25 protein-coding genes are annotated in these 17,803 nt (G+C 32.9%); 13 read left to right on the top strand and 12 right to left on the bottom strand.

Features of this window, described 5'->3' with window-relative positions:
* The first annotated feature begins 145 nt into the window (after positions 1-145).
* Positions 146-2,794: a DUF4214 domain-containing protein gene (locus tag DNJ73_RS00395; RefSeq protein WP_158465757.1), complete on the top strand. Its 2,649-nt coding sequence runs from the start codon at positions 146-148 to the stop codon at positions 2,792-2,794.
* A gap of 161 nt (positions 2,795-2,955) precedes the next feature.
* On the opposite strand, the gene DNJ73_RS00390 is transcribed toward DNJ73_RS00395, so the two are convergent.
* The 5 genes from DNJ73_RS00390 to DNJ73_RS09645 form a co-directional block, all read right to left on the bottom strand.
* On the bottom strand, positions 2,956-3,666 hold the full coding sequence (locus DNJ73_RS00390) for a hypothetical protein (protein WP_158465756.1): 711 nt from the start codon (positions 3,664-3,666) through the stop codon (positions 2,956-2,958).
* A 500-nt stretch (positions 3,667-4,166) separates the two neighbouring features.
* Positions 4,167-4,589, bottom strand: coding sequence for an alternative ribosome rescue aminoacyl-tRNA hydrolase ArfB (gene arfB / locus DNJ73_RS00385; RefSeq protein WP_158465755.1), 423 nt, complete (start codon positions 4,587-4,589; stop codon positions 4,167-4,169).
* A gap of 49 nt (positions 4,590-4,638) precedes the next feature.
* On the bottom strand, positions 4,639-4,803 hold the full coding sequence (locus DNJ73_RS00380; RefSeq protein WP_158465754.1) for a hypothetical protein: 165 nt from the start codon (positions 4,801-4,803) through the stop codon (positions 4,639-4,641).
* A gap of 229 nt (positions 4,804-5,032) precedes the next feature.
* Positions 5,033-5,197: a hypothetical protein gene (locus DNJ73_RS09650; protein ID WP_187152511.1), complete on the bottom strand. Its 165-nt coding sequence runs from the start codon at positions 5,195-5,197 to the stop codon at positions 5,033-5,035.
* Positions 5,198-5,227: 30 nt separating this feature from the next.
* Positions 5,228-5,386: a hypothetical protein gene (locus tag DNJ73_RS09645; RefSeq protein WP_187152510.1), complete on the bottom strand. Its 159-nt coding sequence runs from the start codon at positions 5,384-5,386 to the stop codon at positions 5,228-5,230.
* Between the two features lie 319 nt (positions 5,387-5,705).
* On the opposite strand from DNJ73_RS09645, the gene DNJ73_RS00375 reads away from it, so the two are divergent.
* From DNJ73_RS00375 to DNJ73_RS00345, 9 genes are all read left to right on the top strand, one after another.
* Positions 5,706-5,885: a hypothetical protein gene (locus DNJ73_RS00375; protein ID WP_158465753.1), complete on the top strand. Its 180-nt coding sequence runs from the start codon at positions 5,706-5,708 to the stop codon at positions 5,883-5,885.
* A complete protein-coding gene (locus DNJ73_RS10125; RefSeq protein ID WP_257473261.1) occupies positions 5,882-6,016 on the top strand; it encodes a hypothetical protein in 135 nt (44 codons plus the stop codon). The genes DNJ73_RS00375 and DNJ73_RS10125 overlap by 4 nt, the downstream gene beginning before the upstream one ends.
* On the top strand, positions 6,009-6,245 hold the full coding sequence (locus tag DNJ73_RS00370) for a hypothetical protein (RefSeq protein ID WP_158465752.1): 237 nt from the start codon (positions 6,009-6,011) through the stop codon (positions 6,243-6,245). The genes DNJ73_RS10125 and DNJ73_RS00370 overlap by 8 nt, the downstream gene beginning before the upstream one ends.
* Positions 6,233-6,565: a hypothetical protein gene (locus DNJ73_RS00365; RefSeq protein ID WP_158465751.1), complete on the top strand. Its 333-nt coding sequence runs from the start codon at positions 6,233-6,235 to the stop codon at positions 6,563-6,565. Before DNJ73_RS00370 ends, DNJ73_RS00365 begins: the two co-directional genes overlap by 13 nt.
* 189 nt (positions 6,566-6,754) lie before the next feature.
* Positions 6,755-7,345 (top strand): hypothetical protein, encoded by a 591-nt coding sequence (locus DNJ73_RS00360; protein WP_158465750.1) that lies wholly within the window; start codon positions 6,755-6,757, stop codon positions 7,343-7,345.
* Positions 7,346-8,349: 1,004 nt separating this feature from the next.
* A complete protein-coding gene (locus DNJ73_RS10120) occupies positions 8,350-8,481 on the top strand; it encodes a hypothetical protein (protein WP_257473260.1) in 132 nt (43 codons plus the stop codon).
* A gap of 159 nt (positions 8,482-8,640) precedes the next feature.
* On the top strand, positions 8,641-9,108 hold the full coding sequence (locus DNJ73_RS00355; RefSeq protein WP_257473259.1) for a thermonuclease family protein: 468 nt from the start codon (positions 8,641-8,643) through the stop codon (positions 9,106-9,108).
* A 2-nt stretch (positions 9,109-9,110) separates the two neighbouring features.
* Positions 9,111-9,728 (top strand): tetratricopeptide repeat protein, encoded by a 618-nt coding sequence (locus DNJ73_RS00350; protein WP_158465749.1) that lies wholly within the window; start codon positions 9,111-9,113, stop codon positions 9,726-9,728.
* Positions 9,725-9,910: a hypothetical protein gene (locus DNJ73_RS00345; protein ID WP_158465748.1), complete on the top strand. Its 186-nt coding sequence runs from the start codon at positions 9,725-9,727 to the stop codon at positions 9,908-9,910. Before DNJ73_RS00350 ends, DNJ73_RS00345 begins: the two co-directional genes overlap by 4 nt.
* 224 nt (positions 9,911-10,134) lie before the next feature.
* Here DNJ73_RS00345 and DNJ73_RS00340 read toward each other — a convergent pair whose 3' ends face one another.
* Both DNJ73_RS00340 and DNJ73_RS00335 read right to left on the bottom strand, forming a co-directional pair.
* Positions 10,135-10,410: a cupin domain-containing protein gene (locus tag DNJ73_RS00340; RefSeq protein ID WP_158465747.1), complete on the bottom strand. Its 276-nt coding sequence runs from the start codon at positions 10,408-10,410 to the stop codon at positions 10,135-10,137.
* A gap of 504 nt (positions 10,411-10,914) precedes the next feature.
* Positions 10,915-11,307, bottom strand: a complete 393-nt coding sequence (locus DNJ73_RS00335) for a hypothetical protein (RefSeq protein ID WP_158465746.1) — start codon at positions 11,305-11,307, stop codon at positions 10,915-10,917.
* 58 nt (positions 11,308-11,365) lie between these two features.
* On the opposite strand from DNJ73_RS00335, the gene DNJ73_RS09640 reads away from it, so the two are divergent.
* Both DNJ73_RS09640 and DNJ73_RS10115 read left to right on the top strand, forming a co-directional pair.
* Positions 11,366-11,506 (top strand): hypothetical protein, encoded by a 141-nt coding sequence (locus DNJ73_RS09640; protein ID WP_187152509.1) that lies wholly within the window; start codon positions 11,366-11,368, stop codon positions 11,504-11,506.
* Positions 11,503-11,628 (top strand): hypothetical protein, encoded by a 126-nt coding sequence (locus DNJ73_RS10115; RefSeq protein WP_257473258.1) that lies wholly within the window; start codon positions 11,503-11,505, stop codon positions 11,626-11,628. The genes DNJ73_RS09640 and DNJ73_RS10115 overlap by 4 nt, the downstream gene beginning before the upstream one ends.
* Before the next feature lie 425 nt (positions 11,629-12,053).
* Here the strand turns inward: DNJ73_RS10115 and DNJ73_RS00330 are convergent, their stop codons facing one another.
* On the bottom strand, positions 12,054-12,239 hold the full coding sequence (locus tag DNJ73_RS00330) for a hypothetical protein (protein ID WP_036906327.1): 186 nt from the start codon (positions 12,237-12,239) through the stop codon (positions 12,054-12,056).
* 462 nt (positions 12,240-12,701) lie between these two features.
* Between DNJ73_RS00330 and DNJ73_RS00325 the strand changes: the two genes are divergently transcribed.
* Positions 12,702-12,872: a hypothetical protein gene (locus DNJ73_RS00325; RefSeq protein WP_187152508.1), complete on the top strand. Its 171-nt coding sequence runs from the start codon at positions 12,702-12,704 to the stop codon at positions 12,870-12,872.
* Positions 12,873-12,876: 4 nt separating this feature from the next.
* On the opposite strand, the gene DNJ73_RS00320 is transcribed toward DNJ73_RS00325, so the two are convergent.
* From DNJ73_RS00320 to DNJ73_RS00305, 4 genes are all read right to left on the bottom strand, one after another.
* Complete coding sequence (locus tag DNJ73_RS00320; RefSeq protein ID WP_158465744.1) at positions 12,877-13,113, bottom strand: hypothetical protein; 237 nt, start codon at positions 13,111-13,113, stop codon at positions 12,877-12,879.
* Between the two features lie 29 nt (positions 13,114-13,142).
* Positions 13,143-13,427, bottom strand: a complete 285-nt coding sequence (locus tag DNJ73_RS00315) for a hypothetical protein (RefSeq protein ID WP_072013375.1) — start codon at positions 13,425-13,427, stop codon at positions 13,143-13,145.
* An 895-nt stretch (positions 13,428-14,322) separates the two neighbouring features.
* Positions 14,323-14,508 carry a hypothetical protein gene (locus DNJ73_RS00310; protein WP_158465743.1) on the bottom strand — a complete coding sequence of 62 codons (186 nt, stop codon included), beginning with the start codon at positions 14,506-14,508 and terminating at the stop codon, positions 14,323-14,325.
* Between the two features lie 537 nt (positions 14,509-15,045).
* Positions 15,046-17,232 carry a tetratricopeptide repeat protein gene (locus DNJ73_RS00305; protein ID WP_158465742.1) on the bottom strand — a complete coding sequence of 729 codons (2,187 nt, stop codon included), beginning with the start codon at positions 17,230-17,232 and terminating at the stop codon, positions 15,046-15,048.
* Positions 17,233-17,803: the final 571 nt, after the last annotated feature.

Raw genomic sequence — 17,803 nt, 5'->3', positions numbered from 1 at the left:
GCATCAGGTTCTTCCATCTAGATATGAATTCATTTATAAAGAATAATTATAAATAAAAAATTTGAATCTTGTTTACTTGCTACTATACAAAGTAGAATGACTATCTAAATCAAAATCACTCTTTAAATAAGCCTAAAAGCATTAAATGTCTACTTTTGAAGTTAATGATGATATTTTCCCTTACCGATGTGCAGTATTTATAAGATCACGGTGGGGTAATACATGGTATTCAGGAAGTGGGGCACTTATTGGTAATAATGACATCTTAACAGCCTCACATGTTATCCATAATAATGATCGTGGTGGCTTAGCTAATGAAGTAAGAATATACCCCACTTACGATCCAGATAGTAGTTACTATTCCAGTGGTTACTACCAACCTATATGGTATGAATATTACGATGATTGGGATGAGGATGGTAATGGATTACTTACCACTGGCGATGGAAAAAGCAACTCACTTTATGAAGTTGAAAAAGATATCGCATTATTATCTTTATCAGAAAATTTAGGTTCCATTTATGGTTATTTTGGTGTAAAAAAAACTTTCAGCGGTGGAACAGCATACAAATTAGGTTTTCCTGGAAAATATTCGAACAATCTTATGTTCGATCAAGGAATAATATATAAAGATAGCATTGATAATTATCATTGGTTTTACAATAATGATATTGAAATTAACGGTGGTGATTCTGGAGGCCCAATATATATAAATTCAGGAGGAGATGCAGGTTATCAAATTATAGGCGTTACTTCTAGCTCAGGTGGTTTAACTTCTACTGCATGCAGTGTAGATAGTCATTACTGGTGGATTAGCGAGTCAGTTCAAGTTAATAACTATTTATACGATAAAAGTTTTGCATCAATTGTTTCAGAAGAGAGTGTTAATGAAGGTGACAGTATTTCATTCACTTATAAAACACATAAGTACGAAGAAAACAAACAATATATATATAGAATTTCTGGGATTTCATCTTCAGATCTTATAAGTGAAGAGCTTACTGGAACAACAATCATCAATTCTGATGGAGAAGCGATATTTTCTATAGAAATAAGTGCAGATCAAAGAACAGAGGGGTCAGAAACTTTTACTCTCTCAATAGGAGAAAAAACTAAGTCAGTTATAATTAATGATACGTCTAAGAACCTAAGTCAATCACCGACAGATATCATTATATCCTCTACCAGTTTCGATGAAAATATTAATGCAAACACCTCAATAGCAAGCTTATCGACTATTGATCCAGATACTAGTGATACTTTTACATATACCTTAGTAAGTGGAGTAGGTGATACTGATAATCAAGCTTTTACGATTAATGGATCATCCATACAAATTAATACTTCTCCTGATTATGAGACAAAATCCTCTTATACTATTCGAGTAAAAACAACAGACAGTAGTGGTAATAATTATGAGAAATCATTTGACCTTTCAGTAAATAATTTAGAAGAAGGAAATATAGAAAAACCGATTATCTATGGAGAAAATAATCGAATTTTATTTTCGGAAAATTCAACCGCTAGTCAATTTTATAGAGAAATTTATATCCCTGAAAATACAAATCATGAAATATACAGATTCACATCCAATAAGGAGGTTACTTGGTCGATTTCCCAAGGACCTTATAGCTATGTTGAAGATTATAAATATTTTGAGATAGATGAGATAACGGGTTCATTAACTATCAAAGGAATACTTGACTATGAAAATGGCCAAGCTTATGGGAATAGTCCTTATGACAATAATTATTTAATGAGCATAGAGGCTACTGATGTTGCAGGGAATAAATTAGAAAGCAACCAATTCAGAGTAATAATTACTGATGTAGTAAATGAAAGTAATACCTCTTCTACATCAGCGACATCAACTGAATTACAGCAATTATACATAGGTTACTTTAGTCGGCCATGCGATCCCAGTGGATTAGATTATTGGTTAGGAGAAAAAATTACTAAAAAAGCTTTTGCTGCAAATATGTATTTGCAGCCTGAATTTAATTCAGTTAATGGAAATCTAAGTACGACAGATCAAGTCAATCAAATCTATTTAAACCTATTTAATAGAGATGGAGATGCCGCAGGATTAACTTATTGGTCAGGACAAATTGACTCTGGAAGCCTAGAGCTTGCCTCAATTGCTAATGACTTAACATGGGCTGCGCTTAATAATACAGGCAGTGAGGTTGATAAAAAAACGTTAACTCATAAAACTAATGCTGCTATTCAATACACCTATCAAATAAGAAAAAGTACTTCAGATATACTTGCTTATCAGCCAGCTTCAACTAGTCCTTGGATTACAGGAAACAATTTCACAGAAGCAAAAACATTCATCAATGAAATTGGGTTTTCAAAAGTTGCAAACTTATCCGAGATTGAAGGAAGTATTTCAAAATTTAGTAACATCCCTAATAGTTTTAATTTAAATTCTAACAATAGTCTAATTAACTCAATTGATAATATTACTGGCCTCTCATTAAATAATTTATCTAATGATTTTTTAGAGAGTCTTAGAAACCCAGAAACCACGATTAATAATTCTTTTCTTGCAAACCAACAAGATCATAATAACAAGCTTAATTATATAGATATATCGAAGCATCTTTCAAATCAAGACTTCATAAGCAACTTATATGAGCATGTACTCTGTAGAGAATCTGATTTGCAAGGTCTTAATTATTGGGTAGATCAATTAGAAACTAATTTAGAGACGAGATATGAAGTACTAATAGGTTTCTCCAGATCAGAAGAAAATCATTTAATTATTGCTGATACCAATGTTTTAGCTTAATTCAATAAAAAACTTCTAGCTAATTCGTCTTCTATACTCCTATCCCCGGTAGCCTGATTAAACTATTATAACTACTAAAAATATGTTCTTAAATTTCCGCATATAATTGGTATCGATACACTATAAAAACTAAGAACATATTATTCTTAATCGGACGAAAATTAATTAGACTCTTTTATTGGAATTGGACTATCAATTTTTACTGTTAAATCATTGACTGGTTGGTCAATACAATTTGATCTATAAGTGAAGGAGTCGTCAAAAAATGCCTGAGAAGTAGCAGGAGTAACTCGAATATCGCTCACTACATTCCTTTTTAAACTTAAATCTCCAGAAGGTCGTAGAAGATTCTTTGTAGCCGTATCTGTTACTGAGAATTGATCTTTTCCGCTTGCAGTACAATTAGTAGTAGGACCAGATTGATCATGGTTCGCAGAGAGACCTGATAAAAGTTCTAGTGAGCTTAAAAAGCTTTGAGCAGATTTAAAATTATAAAAACCTATTTCGTTTAATTTTCGTTTACCGTCACTATTAAATGATTTTATTAAAAATCTATAGTCTTCATTCTTATTATTAAACAGAAGACCTCCTCTATTGGTCGCATTGGTTAATGTCCAGCCAATAATTCTATCAGAGCTTATTTGTATTCCACTACTAGTGATTATAGTCTCACCGTTAATTCCGATAACACAAGAATATTTCCGACCACAAGTGCCTTTTAGCTTTAAAAAATCTTCTGAATTCAACGCATTTGAATTGATAATTTTGGCGTGTTTCTCAGCTAAAAATGCTGGTTCTATGGTATTTGCATTAACCATGAAAGATAAATGAAAAGGCAACAAAGCTGAAATAGCAATGCAAAAAGACTTCATAACCATCTAACTATTGAATATATACTATATATATTTTCTAGTCGCGCCCATGTTGTCGTTGATCAAGAGAAACAAACGCAGTCATTTACTAAAGTAAAAAAATCACCTCTCATAGCTTCATGTATATCCATAAATATGCCTTTATTTACAGGTGTCACTTAATCTCTAAATTATTGAAATTAGAATTCGCTTAAATCATTGGAAAAGATATCATTTACAACGCAAACAATCTTCGATTTAAAGCAAAAATACGACGAAAGAGATAAAGGAAGTTTGCTAAGAGATAATGCACTGCTTACTATTGGCAGCCTTAACTAGAAGACATTTCTTAGAAAAGAAAATGATTGTAGGACTTTTTTAAAAAAATAATTTTTAATTTCCCTCTAATTTGTGATTACTTGTTGGAATGGAAATTTATTTTTTAATTCTACAGGTGTTTTAAATAGACGAGAATACTGACAGGACTCGTATCACTAATAAAAATCCTATATGCGTAAGTATCAATAATCTATTTTTGATTGTCTATTTCTTTTTAATTCACCTCGTCTCTTTTTGGACTCAACCCTCTTCCTTTGAGATGAAAATGTTGGTATGGTCTTCCTTCTCTTCTTAGGAGGTGGCTTTAAAAGCTCTCGCAAGGTTAAAGCAAGTCTCCTTAAAGCTAATTGTCTATTGTGATATTGAGTTCTCTTATCCTGAACAGCTATGCAAATACAACCATTAATGAGTTTAATTTCATTCTGAATTGAAATTCTATGCTTTTGGTATGGAGTTAAGGTTTTGGATTCAAATACATTAAATACAATTTCAACTCGACTATCTGTCTTATTCAGGTTCTGTCCTCCTGCTCCTGATGATCTAGAAAATCTCCAATGTATTTCGTTAGCTAGAATTTCAAGCTTCGAATTTACCCTAAGATTCATTTGTACTCTTGATCTTTCTCATCAAAACTTTTCGAGCCTTTAATATTATTCATGAATAATAACGATCAACCATTTCTTTAAGCATTTTTTGAATATGCTGATTTTGAGCATTTGTCTCTTCTTTTAATTTCTCGCACGCACCTTTAATTTGCATCCAAACGACTTCCATTACTTCCTGTTCTTCTTGTGTGGGTTTCCACTTAGGTGATTCCATAGAAGAAATTGAACTCTCAGCACTTAATTACAAGTAGAACATAAATATTCGAGAGGTACAAATTTTACATCCTGGCAAACGCCAAGTGCAAAGAGAACGCAAAAAAATACCTTAAACTTTTTATCGACAACTACAAAAAGAACTTTCAACTCGGTTACAAGAAAGAGAAAGGAGTTGATCTAACTATGAATAAAATCAATCAAAAGTATCAAAATCAAAGCGATAAAGATTAGTCATTTCTAGCTTTCTTTAGCCAATAAGGAATGAATGTTTTTTCTTGCTTGGCTGAATCATATAGATAATCAGAAGTACCTTCGAATAAAGCTGCAAGAGTTATGCGGAAACTAGGAAAAGTCAGTCCACAAATAACAGCAATCAAAAAGATTGCCTTCACTTATTGACTCCTATAGATTTCATTAGTTCATCACCAAAATCTTTTTTTACCAGTCCAGTTATACAACAACCAAACTACAAATCCAACCATAAATAAAGGCATAAAGCTATCCATCAAAACATATGCTGCATAAACGATTACTGGAAATAAGATGACACGTTTAATATTTAATCTCTTTTGGTATTTCATTTGTCTAATAAATTGTTTACTTGACTTTCATAAGCGTATATACACTTTATATTACGCATTTTCTTAAACTCAATCACATAGTAATATCTTATAAATACAATTTAGTCATAGTCGCTTCAGAAAAACCAAAATCAAATACTGAATTCAAGTTGTTGCAGTTCTATAGATATATGAGAAAAGATCACCTACAACAAGCGATCGTTATTTGATCATAGTTTGCTAAACATTGACATCATGTAAGGGCATCAATGCAGCATTATCATTAATACTCTATTGCTTGAGAAAGATAAATAGGTTTTCATAAAAATATCCATTAAAGATGCACTCTTCATTCCCAACTGGGAGGAGGTCAACCATGAAAGTTGAAGTTTCATGTTTCGTTGGAGGGATGGTCATCAAAGAAATAGTTCATGTAGATAAATTTGAAGATGCTGATAAGGTCGCAAAATCAAGAAATCCTTTTTGCAGAGTGGTTAATAGAAAGGTTTTGATGAAATGACTAGATATCAAAATGAGTCTTCCTCCGCTTTTTATAGACAGAAAACAAAAGGCTATCTTTCACATCAATTGTGGTTAGCCCCTCACAATAGTAATGGGGCTACATGGATGAAATCTTTCCCAGATGACTAGAAAAATAAATTGGAAAGAAGAACTTCTTGATTCAGAACAATTCAATAAGAAACAAATAAACCTCTTGAAGAGTGGTACCAAGTCATTAATTAATAGTTGGTTGCTTAGCGTTCTTTGCACCAGATGGAGAAAATTAAAAGACATTAGAGAACAAGCTTCACCTAATTGCAGTTCAAATTTTCTAGAGTGGAATAAAAAAGTTAAGGATGTAGAGGAATGCCAGTCTTGATAATTGGTTGGAGCATTTACAACAAACTACCAGAGGAAGAACAAAAGGAGTTTACTTTAGTCGAACGATATAGAACTGATTATTTTTATGAGTGCTATGAGTATGAACATGCGAAGGGGAACAAAAATTACGAGTGGAGTGATAGATGTTTTAAAAATCAGGAAGAATTATTGGAGTTCTTCGATTATGAAATGATCGAAGAATTAAATGCAGATTCTATCTATGCAAAAAGAGTCGAAACCTTTACTGATAAGGAATACAAGGAATTGATGAAATTCAGTGATGCTGGCAATCAAATTAAATTAATTGGGGCAAACTAATTATTTTGGTCATAGTCTAAAATTAGGATGATCAAATAGGTGCGATGTCATAGTGATAGCATGTATTTATGCTATTACGAAATAAGGTAATATAGTCGGTATTAATACGCACTCGAATTAAATAGATAAGTAAAGAAATCTAGCCTTATCGTTTAAAAAGGTTTTAATACATAGAGTTTTAGATTTTAAATGTCCCTCGGAATCACAGAACTTGAATTGACCGACGTTAATACAATTTCAATTCCTACAGATGCAATATCAACACTTTCTCTATTAATTATTTTTGCATTACTAGGTTATTTTTTTCACAAAATCCTCAACACGCAAACCAATCAATTTTTTGAAAAAATAAACGATGATTCAAATCTTGAATTAGTCAAAGAAAAACTAGAAGATAAATTAATGCTTGAGTCAACGAAAGTAAATCAAGAAAGAGTAGAGAAGCCATTCATGAAAAAGGTAAATTTCTTATCACCTTCGAAATTATTGGGGATGAGCAGCATGACAGTTGTAGCTATTGGAGGAGCAAGTCTTTTAGGAATCCAAGCTATGCAAAATTCAAATCAAGGAGTAAACGTTAGTCAAGTCAAAGTCAAGTCAAAGAATCAATCGGCAAAAACTTTTTTATCAGTGGTGAAATTACAATCATTAAATAAAGCTCAAAATAAAATAAAAAAGATCAACTATATTGATCCATTATTATCAGCTATTAATAGTTCTACACACAAGAATTTTTATCAGTTCACAGCAAGCAAAGCAGAAGATTTTTTCTCTTTTTAATTAACAATCACTACTCTTATTTCTTATTTCCCTTATACCAAATCCCTTTAACTATCCTTAATGAAGAGTATCTATCACGTTGTATCATACAAGTTTGTGCGAATTAAGCGATAAAAATAAAATGCTTTATCCATAATTCTCTGTTTTAACAATAGATATCAGTTTCTGTTGTATAGTAGGCATTGATAAAATCGAAAACTAAAGAATAAATTATAGTTGCCGCACTTCTAGTAGACGTACTGGAAAAGTTTTGTATACAAAAAGTAATCAAGATCTAATTATATTATTAGATATGTAAGTAACAAACAATCTATTCATTTTTCTTATATACATCTCCACAACCGATAGTACCTTGTGAACAATATTGACAGTTGGGGCCATCTGGTCCAGGAGGATTACAAACCTCTGACATATCATAAAAAAGAGGCGTTAGTCCATAATACGTAAGAAATAGCAGAAATAAGCAAAACCAAGTAAATAATGGCAGTAGAAATACTACAAGAAATATTATTATTTGAGATTCCAACCATTTTATGTTGAATAGTTTTATAAACAGAAAAAAGAAAATAAATGTTATTAGTAAGTATGAATAACCTATATTGAGGAATGGTATCCATTCGCTAATGAAATTACTAATAATCGGACTAACAACACCTAAAAGAAAATAAATGAAGTATTTGATTCTCTTATTACTTCTTATAAGGTTTATATAACTCATAAAGAAAAGCCAATTATCACATTGTAGTAATAGTCGGAAATTTTGATTATATAATTACCTTATTTTCTAGCGTTCGCTATGGGTTTGCATTGTCACAAAAGCTAGGCCATTTAATCCATGTTATTAGAGAGCTTTTATATTTTATTAATAAAAAATTTATTCATAACTAGCTTTAGAGTTTTAATATTGATCTATCACCTGATTAGCAATTGTGAGGTTTCAATGTTCGGTTAACTACTTAAAGCGCATAAGAATAGAAACTATTTATAAATAAACAAGTCCTATTGTGGATCCAATTATTAGTACAAAGACAGCACGAGCAAAGCTAAAAGAGATACGAAATAAACCAGACTTCTTTGACATCGCTAAAATATCCTCGAAAAACATGGCTCAAGAAAAAGGAGAACGTCAAAGTTGAAAAAGGACCCAAACAATCCCAAGGGACATAATCAATTAACCTTCAAGCTTTAAAATTACAGAACAGATGAGTCCACGGAGATCCTTGATAAAGGTCGAAAGATCAAGCCAGCCGAGAAAAGTCTGAGGTGAATTGGATCAAGTTAGATTCACAATCACAATGCCAAAGAACAAACTCAACTCCGAACAGCGCTTCATTAGGAATCTTCTTATTGGATTTTTCTCAGCATTATTCATTGTCTTTGTATTAGCGATGACTGCGCTGTTCCAGACACTGACTACTTATCCCAGTGCTTCTGATCTGCCAAGCGTCACGATTCAAAGCTGTTATGACGGCGATACTTGCACAACGACAGAAGGAGAAAAGATCAGACTTGCTTGTATTGATACTCCTGAATTGAGAGGCAAGAAAACTGATCTAATTCCTGCCAAAGCAGCAAGAGACTATCTCAATGAATTAGTTGCTGGATCAACAGTAACCATTCGGCGTATCACGGAAGATCGATATGGAAGAACAGTCGCAGAGTTATCGAAAGGTCCTATGAATATTCAAGAACACCTAGTTGAAAAAGGCTTTGCGAGTATCTTTGAAAGGTATTCAAGTCAATGTGAGTGGAGCATGAATTAATTATGAAACTCCGCAACACCGCTATTGCTTTAGGAATTGGTGCCGCAACTGCTGCAGGTTTATCGCTGCTGCAAGTTAATAGGGATCTTGTTGTTGGATCTACTGCTGTAGTTGTCGGTGCAGGATTAATGATTTCTTTAAAAGACAAGAACGATATAAATTTAAAAGCAAGAAACTATGAATATTTTTTTAATAGCGCACAAGATAAATTTGAACTTGCAGATTATGAAGAGGCAATACTCGATTACAACAAAGCATTGGAACTTTCACCTACTGAGATTTGCCTTGTCTACTCAATGCGTGGAAATGCAAAACGTAATTCAGGTGATTTTGATGGCGCAATCTCTGATCAAAATAAGGCATTAAATTTTGATCCTTTATATGCCGATGGATATTTCAATAGAGGTATTGCCAAATTTAAGAAAGGAGATTTTGATGGTGCAATTCAAGACTATTCGCAAGTTCTAAAAATCAACCCAAAAGATTCAGATGCATTGTTTAATCGTGCCAATGTAAAAAAAGAAATTGAAGATATGAAAGGTGCATGCGAAGACTGGAGAACAGCAGCTGATCTTGGGGATGACGATGCTAAAAAATTCTTAAGGGAGAATTGTGAATGACTCTCTTCCTTGCTGTATTCATCCCAATAGCAATCTTAGGATTCCTCTATCTCTTCATCATTGAAAACAATGGTCTTCCAGATTGGATGGAAAGAGCATCTCGAAATAGCAGTTCGATTTGGACCTATGGAATTATCACAATCACGCTTCTTTCTATCATTAAGTATTTGACTTCGGATTAAACCTCTGAATATCAAAGCTAATCATATTTCTCATTAGTTGAAAAATATCACAGGCCTTTTCTAAAACTAGATTGTCTAGTTTTCTACAAACCTTGAAAGATTCAAAGAATCCCAGAGACAACCAGCATCTGCCTAATAACAACGCCAACAACACAGAAAAGTATTAATCGACTTAAGACATAAAAGGGAAGATTATTCATCCAACTTCTAAATCAATCAATCAATCAATCACCAAAACGATAATGCTTGCGGACCGCCTTATGAACATCCCATCTACAGTCCATTCCTGCGGGGAAGACAACTAAATCACCTGCACCAAACTTCACAGGATCTCCTCCCTCAGGAGTAACTGTGACTTCACCCTCAAGTAATAAACAAGTCTCCTTATCGTCATATGTCCAATCAAAAGAGCTGGCATCACACGTCCAGATTGGCCAGTTTTTAATTCCCAATTCATCAACAGTACTCTCAGGACAAGGAGAGGTGACTGATATAGCCAAGAGATAAAAACATAGTGGACTTCTTTTTTAGCTACTAATAGAAACAATTGTCTAATAGCTACTCAAATTTTGACAAAAATCTTTGAAAGGGTATTTACGAATAGAGCGAGGATCAAAGTCCCCCCATACCCCTTCTAATAGCAAGATAATACGTCTTATAATACTGTTGCCTTAGTGTTACCCCTTTAATCTATACTCTTTAAATCCACTGCTATGATTATATTCTTAATCTACGTTGTATAATCGGCATTGATACGCATCTTTAGAATTTAGACTATTAATCTTTCTCTAAACTCTTATCAATACTAAGATCTTTTAAGAATATTTTAGTCGCAAGTTAGTCGCAACTGGTTAAATTTTAGTCGCAGTTTTGAAATCAGGTCTTGAATTCACTTCCCCAATCTAACGAGGCAAAGGGATTTCAAGCGATAAGGAAAGGTACGTATTAGTCATTTCGTCGCAACATGGTCGCAATTTATTAGACGTTTGTAATCTGCTTTTTATCTAATTTCCAAAAGTACAAACCTGATCGATAATACCCAAAATCAATTTATCTCCATTGGGATCTTTCCAATCTGAATCTTGATTCTTGAACTCATTAAATTCCTTTGCTCCTACTGCAACATCTCTAAAAGAATTTTCCGAACAGTTGACATCCATCGTGTACAAAATGTCTTGGGTAATGTCAGTAGTGCTTTTAGGAATAAATTTGCTGAATACTCGTATGGATCCATCTTTATTTTTTTGAACGCTGTTCTTATCCCATAATTGCTCTCCATACTGACTCTTGGGAACTGCAACCCAGTCAGGAGATAAAGCATCTATTTTTGACGGATAGAAAATAAGTAGAAGTGCAAAACAACTAAAACAAATACTTTTAATAGTTTTGAAGGTCATTAGATAAAAAACATTATTGTTATCGTTGATGGGAACTTCACATCAGCACGTCAATTTTATGAACAGACTGCTCTCTGGTGAGAGATCTAAATGGATCTTTGTAATTGGACTGGTTGCGATAGGTGCTGGATTTACAGCAAAGAATGTAATCTCATATCCAACTGAATGCACTACTCCAGAAATGGTCACTTTGAGATGAAATACAACTGGAAAGACCTTTTGGTAGATACAGCAATCGTGGCAGTTGTTCTTGGAGCAGTGGCACTTATTGTTGGTTCGTTTCCATCGACCTTCAGCAAGTTGCTTCCATTTCTCAAATAAGTATTAGTCAACCTAAAAGTTTGCATGAAATAAGGGAGCGAGATTTTGGTCGCTCCCTTTGAGTCAAGCACTCAACTGACTGAACTAAATTTCCATCCTTTATTGAACTTTGACCCACAGAAGGTGCTGTGACTCCTAATTCATTTCTAACAAATTCAGATCAGGTGCACATGAGAAAAAACTCCTGTTTAACCAACGACCCAATAATCTTTGTGCTTTCTGAGGATTAGTTTGAGAAGATCGAGAATCATTCTTTTTACCTCAATATTTCAATTGAAAATAATAAGGAATTAAGTGTGGAAGCATTCCAAAGGAAATTAATAGGACTGAAAACCAAAGAAAGATTGATGAAAGAGTATTCGACCCATTGGATCGGAAACTACGGGTTACTTGCATAGTGAAACCTCCTGTTAGTTCAATGTTTTTTAGTAGTCCATTGAGCAGTTACCAAACTGCAAACATTCATTCTCGTAATCGACTTCATCAAAATCAGTTTCATAATTGGAAACCAGATCGCACCAATCGTTTCCTTGGATAGGAACCCCACAAGATTTCGAGAATGTTTCCTTTACGTCTTCGATTGCATGTTTAAAAGGATTACCGCATGACATGGTTTGACCTCCTAATAGTGCCTTGATTTATATCTACTCCTCCTAATTCAAAAAATCTATAGGATAAAAACCCTAAAGTATTAAATCTCATTGTCCTCATAAAGAAAAACCCCTGAAAAAATCAGGGGGTTTGGGTTGTTCCGACCATTGCAGAGACCGCACGAAAGGTGACTCTGTTCACATCAGGAGGTGTGAGATGCCTCCTTAGAGTCAATGCACATTTCCCCTTTTTTAATATCTTCGAGAGTGCGATGACTCTTGATTTATGTCTACTCCGCTTATTAGAAAATATCTATACAGAGAACCCAAATGTAGAAATACTTTGGTGTTCTTACCCATAGCAATTTCCATTCAGTAGTAGTAAAACAGTCTCAGGAGTCAACGCACTTCCTTAGGTCTGGAGTGATGGACTCAAAGGGGGCGATCAAAATCTCGCCCCCTTACTACTTTGGAGGTATATCTATGACCAGAAAAAGAGACAAGATCTGGACAGCAATTATTGCAACTAAGCAATGGTTCACCAAACTTTTTACAAGTGAGGCAGATGCTTTAGTTGATGACTTCGGAAATAATCCACCACCAGAGATAGGAACTCAATCTTATTCAGGAGATACTCATGACAAAGGGGACTGACTTACTAAAAAGCAACCAATATCAAATCCACTAATTGTTTTTTATTCAGTTTGGAAATTTTTTCTACACCAACCAGCATTTCCTTTAATTCTCTATTGGTCTTTTTCATCAGGAGTGATCTTTGATCTACAAATATTCCTTTCTTGAGTATTGAAAGAAGAGTTGAGAATGCATCAAAGATTGCCATTGAAGCGAGAATGCAAAACATCATCACGGAATCAGCAGTGGTAGTTAAGTTCATTGATTTTTAGAAAATAATTTTGTGGGTAGTTAAGCGACTTCAGGACACAGTCCAATATCAAGGACTCTCTTTCGCTGCCAATTTCTACAACGCTTGGTTAGGTGTTCACCTTGAGGAATAAGACGCTGATGAAGAGGACAAGTTAGAAGAGTTACGCATGACTTATCACAGGTGTAAGTGAAGTGTTCGCATGTCATACAAATCGAACTACCTCTGGACTTCATAAGTTCCAAGTCAGTGAAGTAGTCCCACTCTTCAGGGTTCTCCAGAACCTCTACAGGTGATAAGAATCTTGCTTTCTTTGACCATGCCATAGTCCTCCTCATGTAGAAGACAAAAAAAGGATCCTGCTCACTGGATCCTCCTTTTGCGTTTGTGATGGGGATTAAACTAATACAAACGTACTATATTTGTCTAGTAAGTCAAGTTACTTATTTTTAGCATTAAGAAAGGGACCCTGCTGCTTCAGCGACCTTGAGTCCCTCTCTCTGTTTACAGAACTAATTTTGGTAAGGAGTTGTTCTGCTTTTCCTTTTCTAATCAAAACTGCAAGTAGAAGCATCAGAAATTATTCCTAATCAAACACCGTCTTTGCTATTTCTGAATGGGTTGTATCTGATATTGAAAATCAAAAACAACTGCTGTACATAAAAGCAGCAACCCGAAAACAACTTGTGGAGGTGGAAATATCATCAGACCACTCTAGAAAAGGCAGAAAAAAACCGCCCAGTTCTGTTAGGACGGTTTCTTTGTGAGATCAGTCGCAAGTGTTTCCTTGTTTCCACTGCGGAGGATCTCAACTCCTCACAAACAAAACATAATTGAATGGAATCTAGATTAAACCCTTTAAAGGTGGGTTTAAGAATTGGCACAGGCACTAAAAAAGCACCCTACTTACGTGAAGTGGAGTGCTTTTTTGCAACAGAACGATTGTGTGAGGAGTTGTTCTGTTATTCCTTTTCTACTCCTGTATGAATCTTTTGTCACTATTAAAAAGACAAAATGATGAGCAATTGCAAAAGTAGGAAGAACAACAAACTTTTTACCTCAATATTTCAACTGAAAGTAATAAGGCACTATATGAGGGAGTGTTCCAAGTGAGATTAAAAGGACAGAAAACCAAAGAAAGATTGATGAGAGAGTATTAGATCCATTAGATCTAACTACGGGTTGCTTGCATGATTAGACCTCTTGTGAATTTAATATTTTTTAGTAGTCAAATGAGCAGTTGCCAAACTGTAAACATTCATTCTCGTAATCAACCTCATCAAAATCAGTTTCATAATTAAAAACAAGATCACACCAATCGTTCCCTTGGATAGGAACTCCACACGATTTCGAGAATGTTTTTTTTACGTCTTCGATTGCATGTTTAAAAGGATTACCGCATGACATGGCTTGACCTCCTAATAGTGCTTTGATTTATATCTATTCCTTCTAATTAAAAATATCTATAGGCTAAAAACCCTAAAGCATTAACACTGATTACTCCTCAAAAGAAAAACCTCTTGCCGAACAGTGCTACTAAGGGTCTTTCTCTATTGCAGAAATGATTTTGTTGAGGACGCGTTCTGTTTTTTCTTGTGTAATCAATTTCTAAAAAGTTCAACAACAGAAAAATTTTTTAATTAGAAATTTGCATAATTTACGACTAGCTTTATAAAAGCAACTAATACAAAGTGCTAGGTGTATAAAAATCAAAATATTTTGTATATCTTCGCTAATGCTAAATTTGTCGAGTGAAAGATAGTATTATAAGAAATATTTGGGTTTAGAAGTATTCAGTAGGAATAAACGTCTATAGAAAGTAGTCATACTTTAAATAAGTAAGTGTCATTGGTTTATTTTTGACATTAATAGTGTCTCTATAGGAGACAATCTAGACGGATAGTTTTCTCTACAAAATCAAATATTTTTATGTTCTGGAAGTAGTCAAATCTCTGTTTTACAAGTCCAGAATTGATACATTGCTTTGAAAGTGTTAGGATTTTTTTCTTCAAACTTTGTCCAGTTTTGTAAGTTTATTTGCTTCTTATCTTCTGGGAAATATTGCTTGTAGGAAGATTTTACTGGCTTTGGAAGTAAGAATCCAAGAAATTTTAATTTATTAGATTTGAGAGTTTCATGTAGCTGATTAATTGTGAATCTATGTTCTTTGCTGTGGAAGCAAAGATCACGGAATTCCGATAATGAATAAAAGTCTTTACATGTTGTTAATGAGTTTAAATTTTTCAATTTCCCTGAAATAATTCTTTCTCTAAAATCACGAATACTATCCTCATTTGCTTGAATTTTTTTGCTAGCAATATAATTTCTTGCCTGGATTATATTTTGTCTTGCTAATTCACTATACAAACCTAACTTAAGGAATCCAGTCTTTTTTAAAACACCTAATAATGCTTTCAATCCTTTTGAAGGATTTTCCATGTGATGTAGAACACCTCCACATTCAATAATATCAAATTGCTCTTCTAATAAACCAACTTCTAAGATATCCATTTCAATTAGTTTAACATTCTTAATACCCAATTCATTTATCTTCCTTTGAGCATAAGATAAACTAGATAAACTTAAGTCTATACAACTAAAATGAGCATTCTTATAAATTTGTGTATTTAAAATCTGCTGACCTGTTCCACACCCCGCAATTAGAACTTTTAGTTTACTATCTCTTATATTATAACTAATAGAATTAGGTTTGATTTCATTATTTATTGCTTGTATAATAGAAACCTTTTTTTTGGTTGAAGGATTTCCAAATCGCCATCTAGGATATGGATTTTTTTCATATTGTGTTTTTACTTTTTGAGAGATACTATCATTGATAGAACCTAATTTTTTGATATTTTTAGATATTTGAATTTCTTTTAGGGGTTCTGAAATTTGAAATCTCAATAATTGTTGAAAATTTATATCTGCAGAATTAAATGATTTTAAAGACTCTATATGTTCAATAAGTTTATATAGTGGAAAATAACAAGATAAAATGGCAATTGTTCTTTCATTTAATTCCCCATCTCTACATTTTTTTATGATAATATTAATACATATTTTTTCTTTTTCTGTGATTGAATAAATATATTCATTAAAAAAGCATTGCTCTCCTAATGCAATAATAAATTGTAATTCCGAGTAATTTATATTTTCGGTATTTTTTGCAATACGATAGCATATATTTTTTCTTACTTCGGTAAGTATTGATTCCAACTTAAGATCACAAAATATAATCTTTTTAAGTGCATTAATTATAATTTTATCTTTAATAAGTAATTCTAATTTGGAAAAGTCTTGATCTGTTTTTTTTATATTATTTATTATTTGATTGCTATATAAAAAATTAAATGGTCTTAATAATTCTTGATGGGACACATTGTTTTTTTCTAGTAGAATATTTAATATTTTTTTCAATTTAGATTTATTTAAATGTGCTGGATCTGACTCTTGTAAAAATCTAGTAATTGAGGAGTAAATATTGGAATTTTTTGGATTGATATCAATTGCTTTCAGATAAGAATCAAATGCTCCTTCTTGATCTCCAAGATCATTCAATATTTTTCCCAGATTGGAATGAGCCTTCGCAAAATCAGGATTGAGTTTAATTGCTTTGCGGAATGATAATGCTGCTTCTTGTAATTTGCCAAGATCGTTCAATATGTTTCCCAGATTGGAATGAGCCTTCGCGAAACCAGGATTGAGTTTAATTGCTTTACGGAATGACAATGCTGCTTCTTGTAATTTGCCAAGATCAGTCAATATAGTTCCTAAATTGTAATGCGCTTTTGCGAAATTAGGATTCAATTCAATGGCTTTACTAGTATATAATTTTGCTTCTTGTAATTTACCAAGGGATTCTAATAAGGATCCATAATTAGAAAAAACCCTATGATCTTTGAATCCTTGATTGATAAAATATTGATAATATTTGCTTGCTTTTGAAATGTTTCCTATTGAATGAAACTTATATGCTTGATTAATTATTTCTTCTTTAGAAAGTTGATTAGGTTTATTAGTATTAATAATAATATTTTCTTTAATTTCTCCTATAGTTAATGGAACTGGAAATGTTTTTATCTCATTAATTTTCTTCTTTACTTCTCCTTCTTGACTAGAACTATCCATCTTCGCTTATGTTTTCTTTCTTTTGGTTCATTTTATTTTACTACTATTTTTGATTCTTATTATTTCTTTCTGAAATTATTTATCACTGATAGAGCGAGATTAACTAATATTTTCACTGAACTTTCTAGGATTATTAATAAAATAAACTCGTACAATAGAACTTATCTTTTTTATTGAGGTGCTTTTTCAGTTTGTGACACGTTTGTTTCGATAAATCATCCCCTGAGAACCTTGTCATAAATAATTTTTTGTTTGAGGAGCTATAGATTGTGAATAGAATTAACTACTAAAAGTAGCTATAAATTAAATATATATTTTTCTTTTTACGTTTTGAGTGTTTCTACGGAGGAATCGCAAGGAATTTATTTTCTTTACACTAGCGTTCTAATGCCTATGATTTAGTACCTGAGAATTTATTAATATCTTCTTTAGGTATTTTTGGTACTAAGTATTTAATGAAGCAAAAAAAAGACCTGTCTAAAACAGGTCTTTTTGAAGATCAGTCGCAAGTGTTTCCTTGTTTCCACTGCGGAGGATCTCAACTCCTCACATACGAAATTTAATTAAACTT

The sequence above is a fragment of the Prochlorococcus marinus XMU1408 genome (genome assembly GCF_003208055.1).
Lineage (GTDB): Bacteria > Cyanobacteriota > Cyanobacteriia > PCC-6307 > Cyanobiaceae > Prochlorococcus_B > Prochlorococcus_B marinus_A.
This window is presented reverse-complemented; position numbering and strand designations above follow the sequence as displayed.

Excerpts from the sequence above, each read along its gene's own strand:
- DNJ73_RS00325 (WP_187152508.1), top strand. The coding sequence starts at position 12,702 with ATGACCAGAAAAAGAGACAAGATCTGGACAGCAATTATTGCAACTAAG.
- DNJ73_RS09645 (WP_187152510.1), bottom strand. The coding sequence starts at position 5,386 with ATGAAATACCAAAAGAGATTAAATATTAAACGTGTCATCTTATTTCCA.
- DNJ73_RS10115 (WP_257473258.1), top strand. The coding sequence starts at position 11,503 with ATGAAATACAACTGGAAAGACCTTTTGGTAGATACAGCAATCGTGGCA.
- DNJ73_RS00370 (WP_158465752.1), top strand. The coding sequence starts at position 6,009 with ATGACTAGAAAAATAAATTGGAAAGAAGAACTTCTTGATTCAGAACAA.
- DNJ73_RS00330 (WP_036906327.1), bottom strand. The coding sequence starts at position 12,239 with ATGTCATGCGGTAATCCTTTTAAACATGCAATCGAAGACGTAAAGGAA.
- DNJ73_RS00365 (WP_158465751.1), top strand. The coding sequence starts at position 6,233 with ATGCCAGTCTTGATAATTGGTTGGAGCATTTACAACAAACTACCAGAG.
- DNJ73_RS00320 (WP_158465744.1), bottom strand. The coding sequence starts at position 13,113 with ATGAACTTAACTACCACTGCTGATTCCGTGATGATGTTTTGCATTCTC.
- DNJ73_RS00375 (WP_158465753.1), top strand. The coding sequence starts at position 5,706 with ATGCACTCTTCATTCCCAACTGGGAGGAGGTCAACCATGAAAGTTGAA.
- DNJ73_RS00350 (WP_158465749.1), top strand. The coding sequence starts at position 9,111 with ATGAAACTCCGCAACACCGCTATTGCTTTAGGAATTGGTGCCGCAACT.
- DNJ73_RS00360 (WP_158465750.1), top strand. The coding sequence starts at position 6,755 with ATGTCCCTCGGAATCACAGAACTTGAATTGACCGACGTTAATACAATT.
- DNJ73_RS00355 (WP_257473259.1), top strand. The coding sequence starts at position 8,641 with ATGCCAAAGAACAAACTCAACTCCGAACAGCGCTTCATTAGGAATCTT.
- DNJ73_RS00310 (WP_158465743.1), bottom strand. The coding sequence starts at position 14,508 with ATGTCATGCGGTAATCCTTTTAAACATGCAATCGAAGACGTAAAAAAA.
- DNJ73_RS00345 (WP_158465748.1), top strand. The coding sequence starts at position 9,725 with ATGACTCTCTTCCTTGCTGTATTCATCCCAATAGCAATCTTAGGATTC.
- DNJ73_RS00390 (WP_158465756.1), bottom strand. The coding sequence starts at position 3,666 with ATGAAGTCTTTTTGCATTGCTATTTCAGCTTTGTTGCCTTTTCATTTA.
- DNJ73_RS09640 (WP_187152509.1), top strand. The coding sequence starts at position 11,366 with ATGAACAGACTGCTCTCTGGTGAGAGATCTAAATGGATCTTTGTAATT.
- DNJ73_RS10125 (WP_257473261.1), top strand. The coding sequence starts at position 5,882 with ATGACTAGATATCAAAATGAGTCTTCCTCCGCTTTTTATAGACAGAAA.
- DNJ73_RS00380 (WP_158465754.1), bottom strand. The coding sequence starts at position 4,803 with ATGGAATCACCTAAGTGGAAACCCACACAAGAAGAACAGGAAGTAATG.
- DNJ73_RS00315 (WP_072013375.1), bottom strand. The coding sequence starts at position 13,427 with ATGGCATGGTCAAAGAAAGCAAGATTCTTATCACCTGTAGAGGTTCTG.
- DNJ73_RS00335 (WP_158465746.1), bottom strand. The coding sequence starts at position 11,307 with ATGACCTTCAAAACTATTAAAAGTATTTGTTTTAGTTGTTTTGCACTT.
- DNJ73_RS00305 (WP_158465742.1), bottom strand. The coding sequence starts at position 17,232 with ATGGATAGTTCTAGTCAAGAAGGAGAAGTAAAGAAGAAAATTAATGAG.
- arfB (WP_158465755.1), bottom strand. The coding sequence starts at position 4,589 with ATGAATCTTAGGGTAAATTCGAAGCTTGAAATTCTAGCTAACGAAATA.
- DNJ73_RS00395 (WP_158465757.1), top strand. The coding sequence starts at position 146 with ATGTCTACTTTTGAAGTTAATGATGATATTTTCCCTTACCGATGTGCA.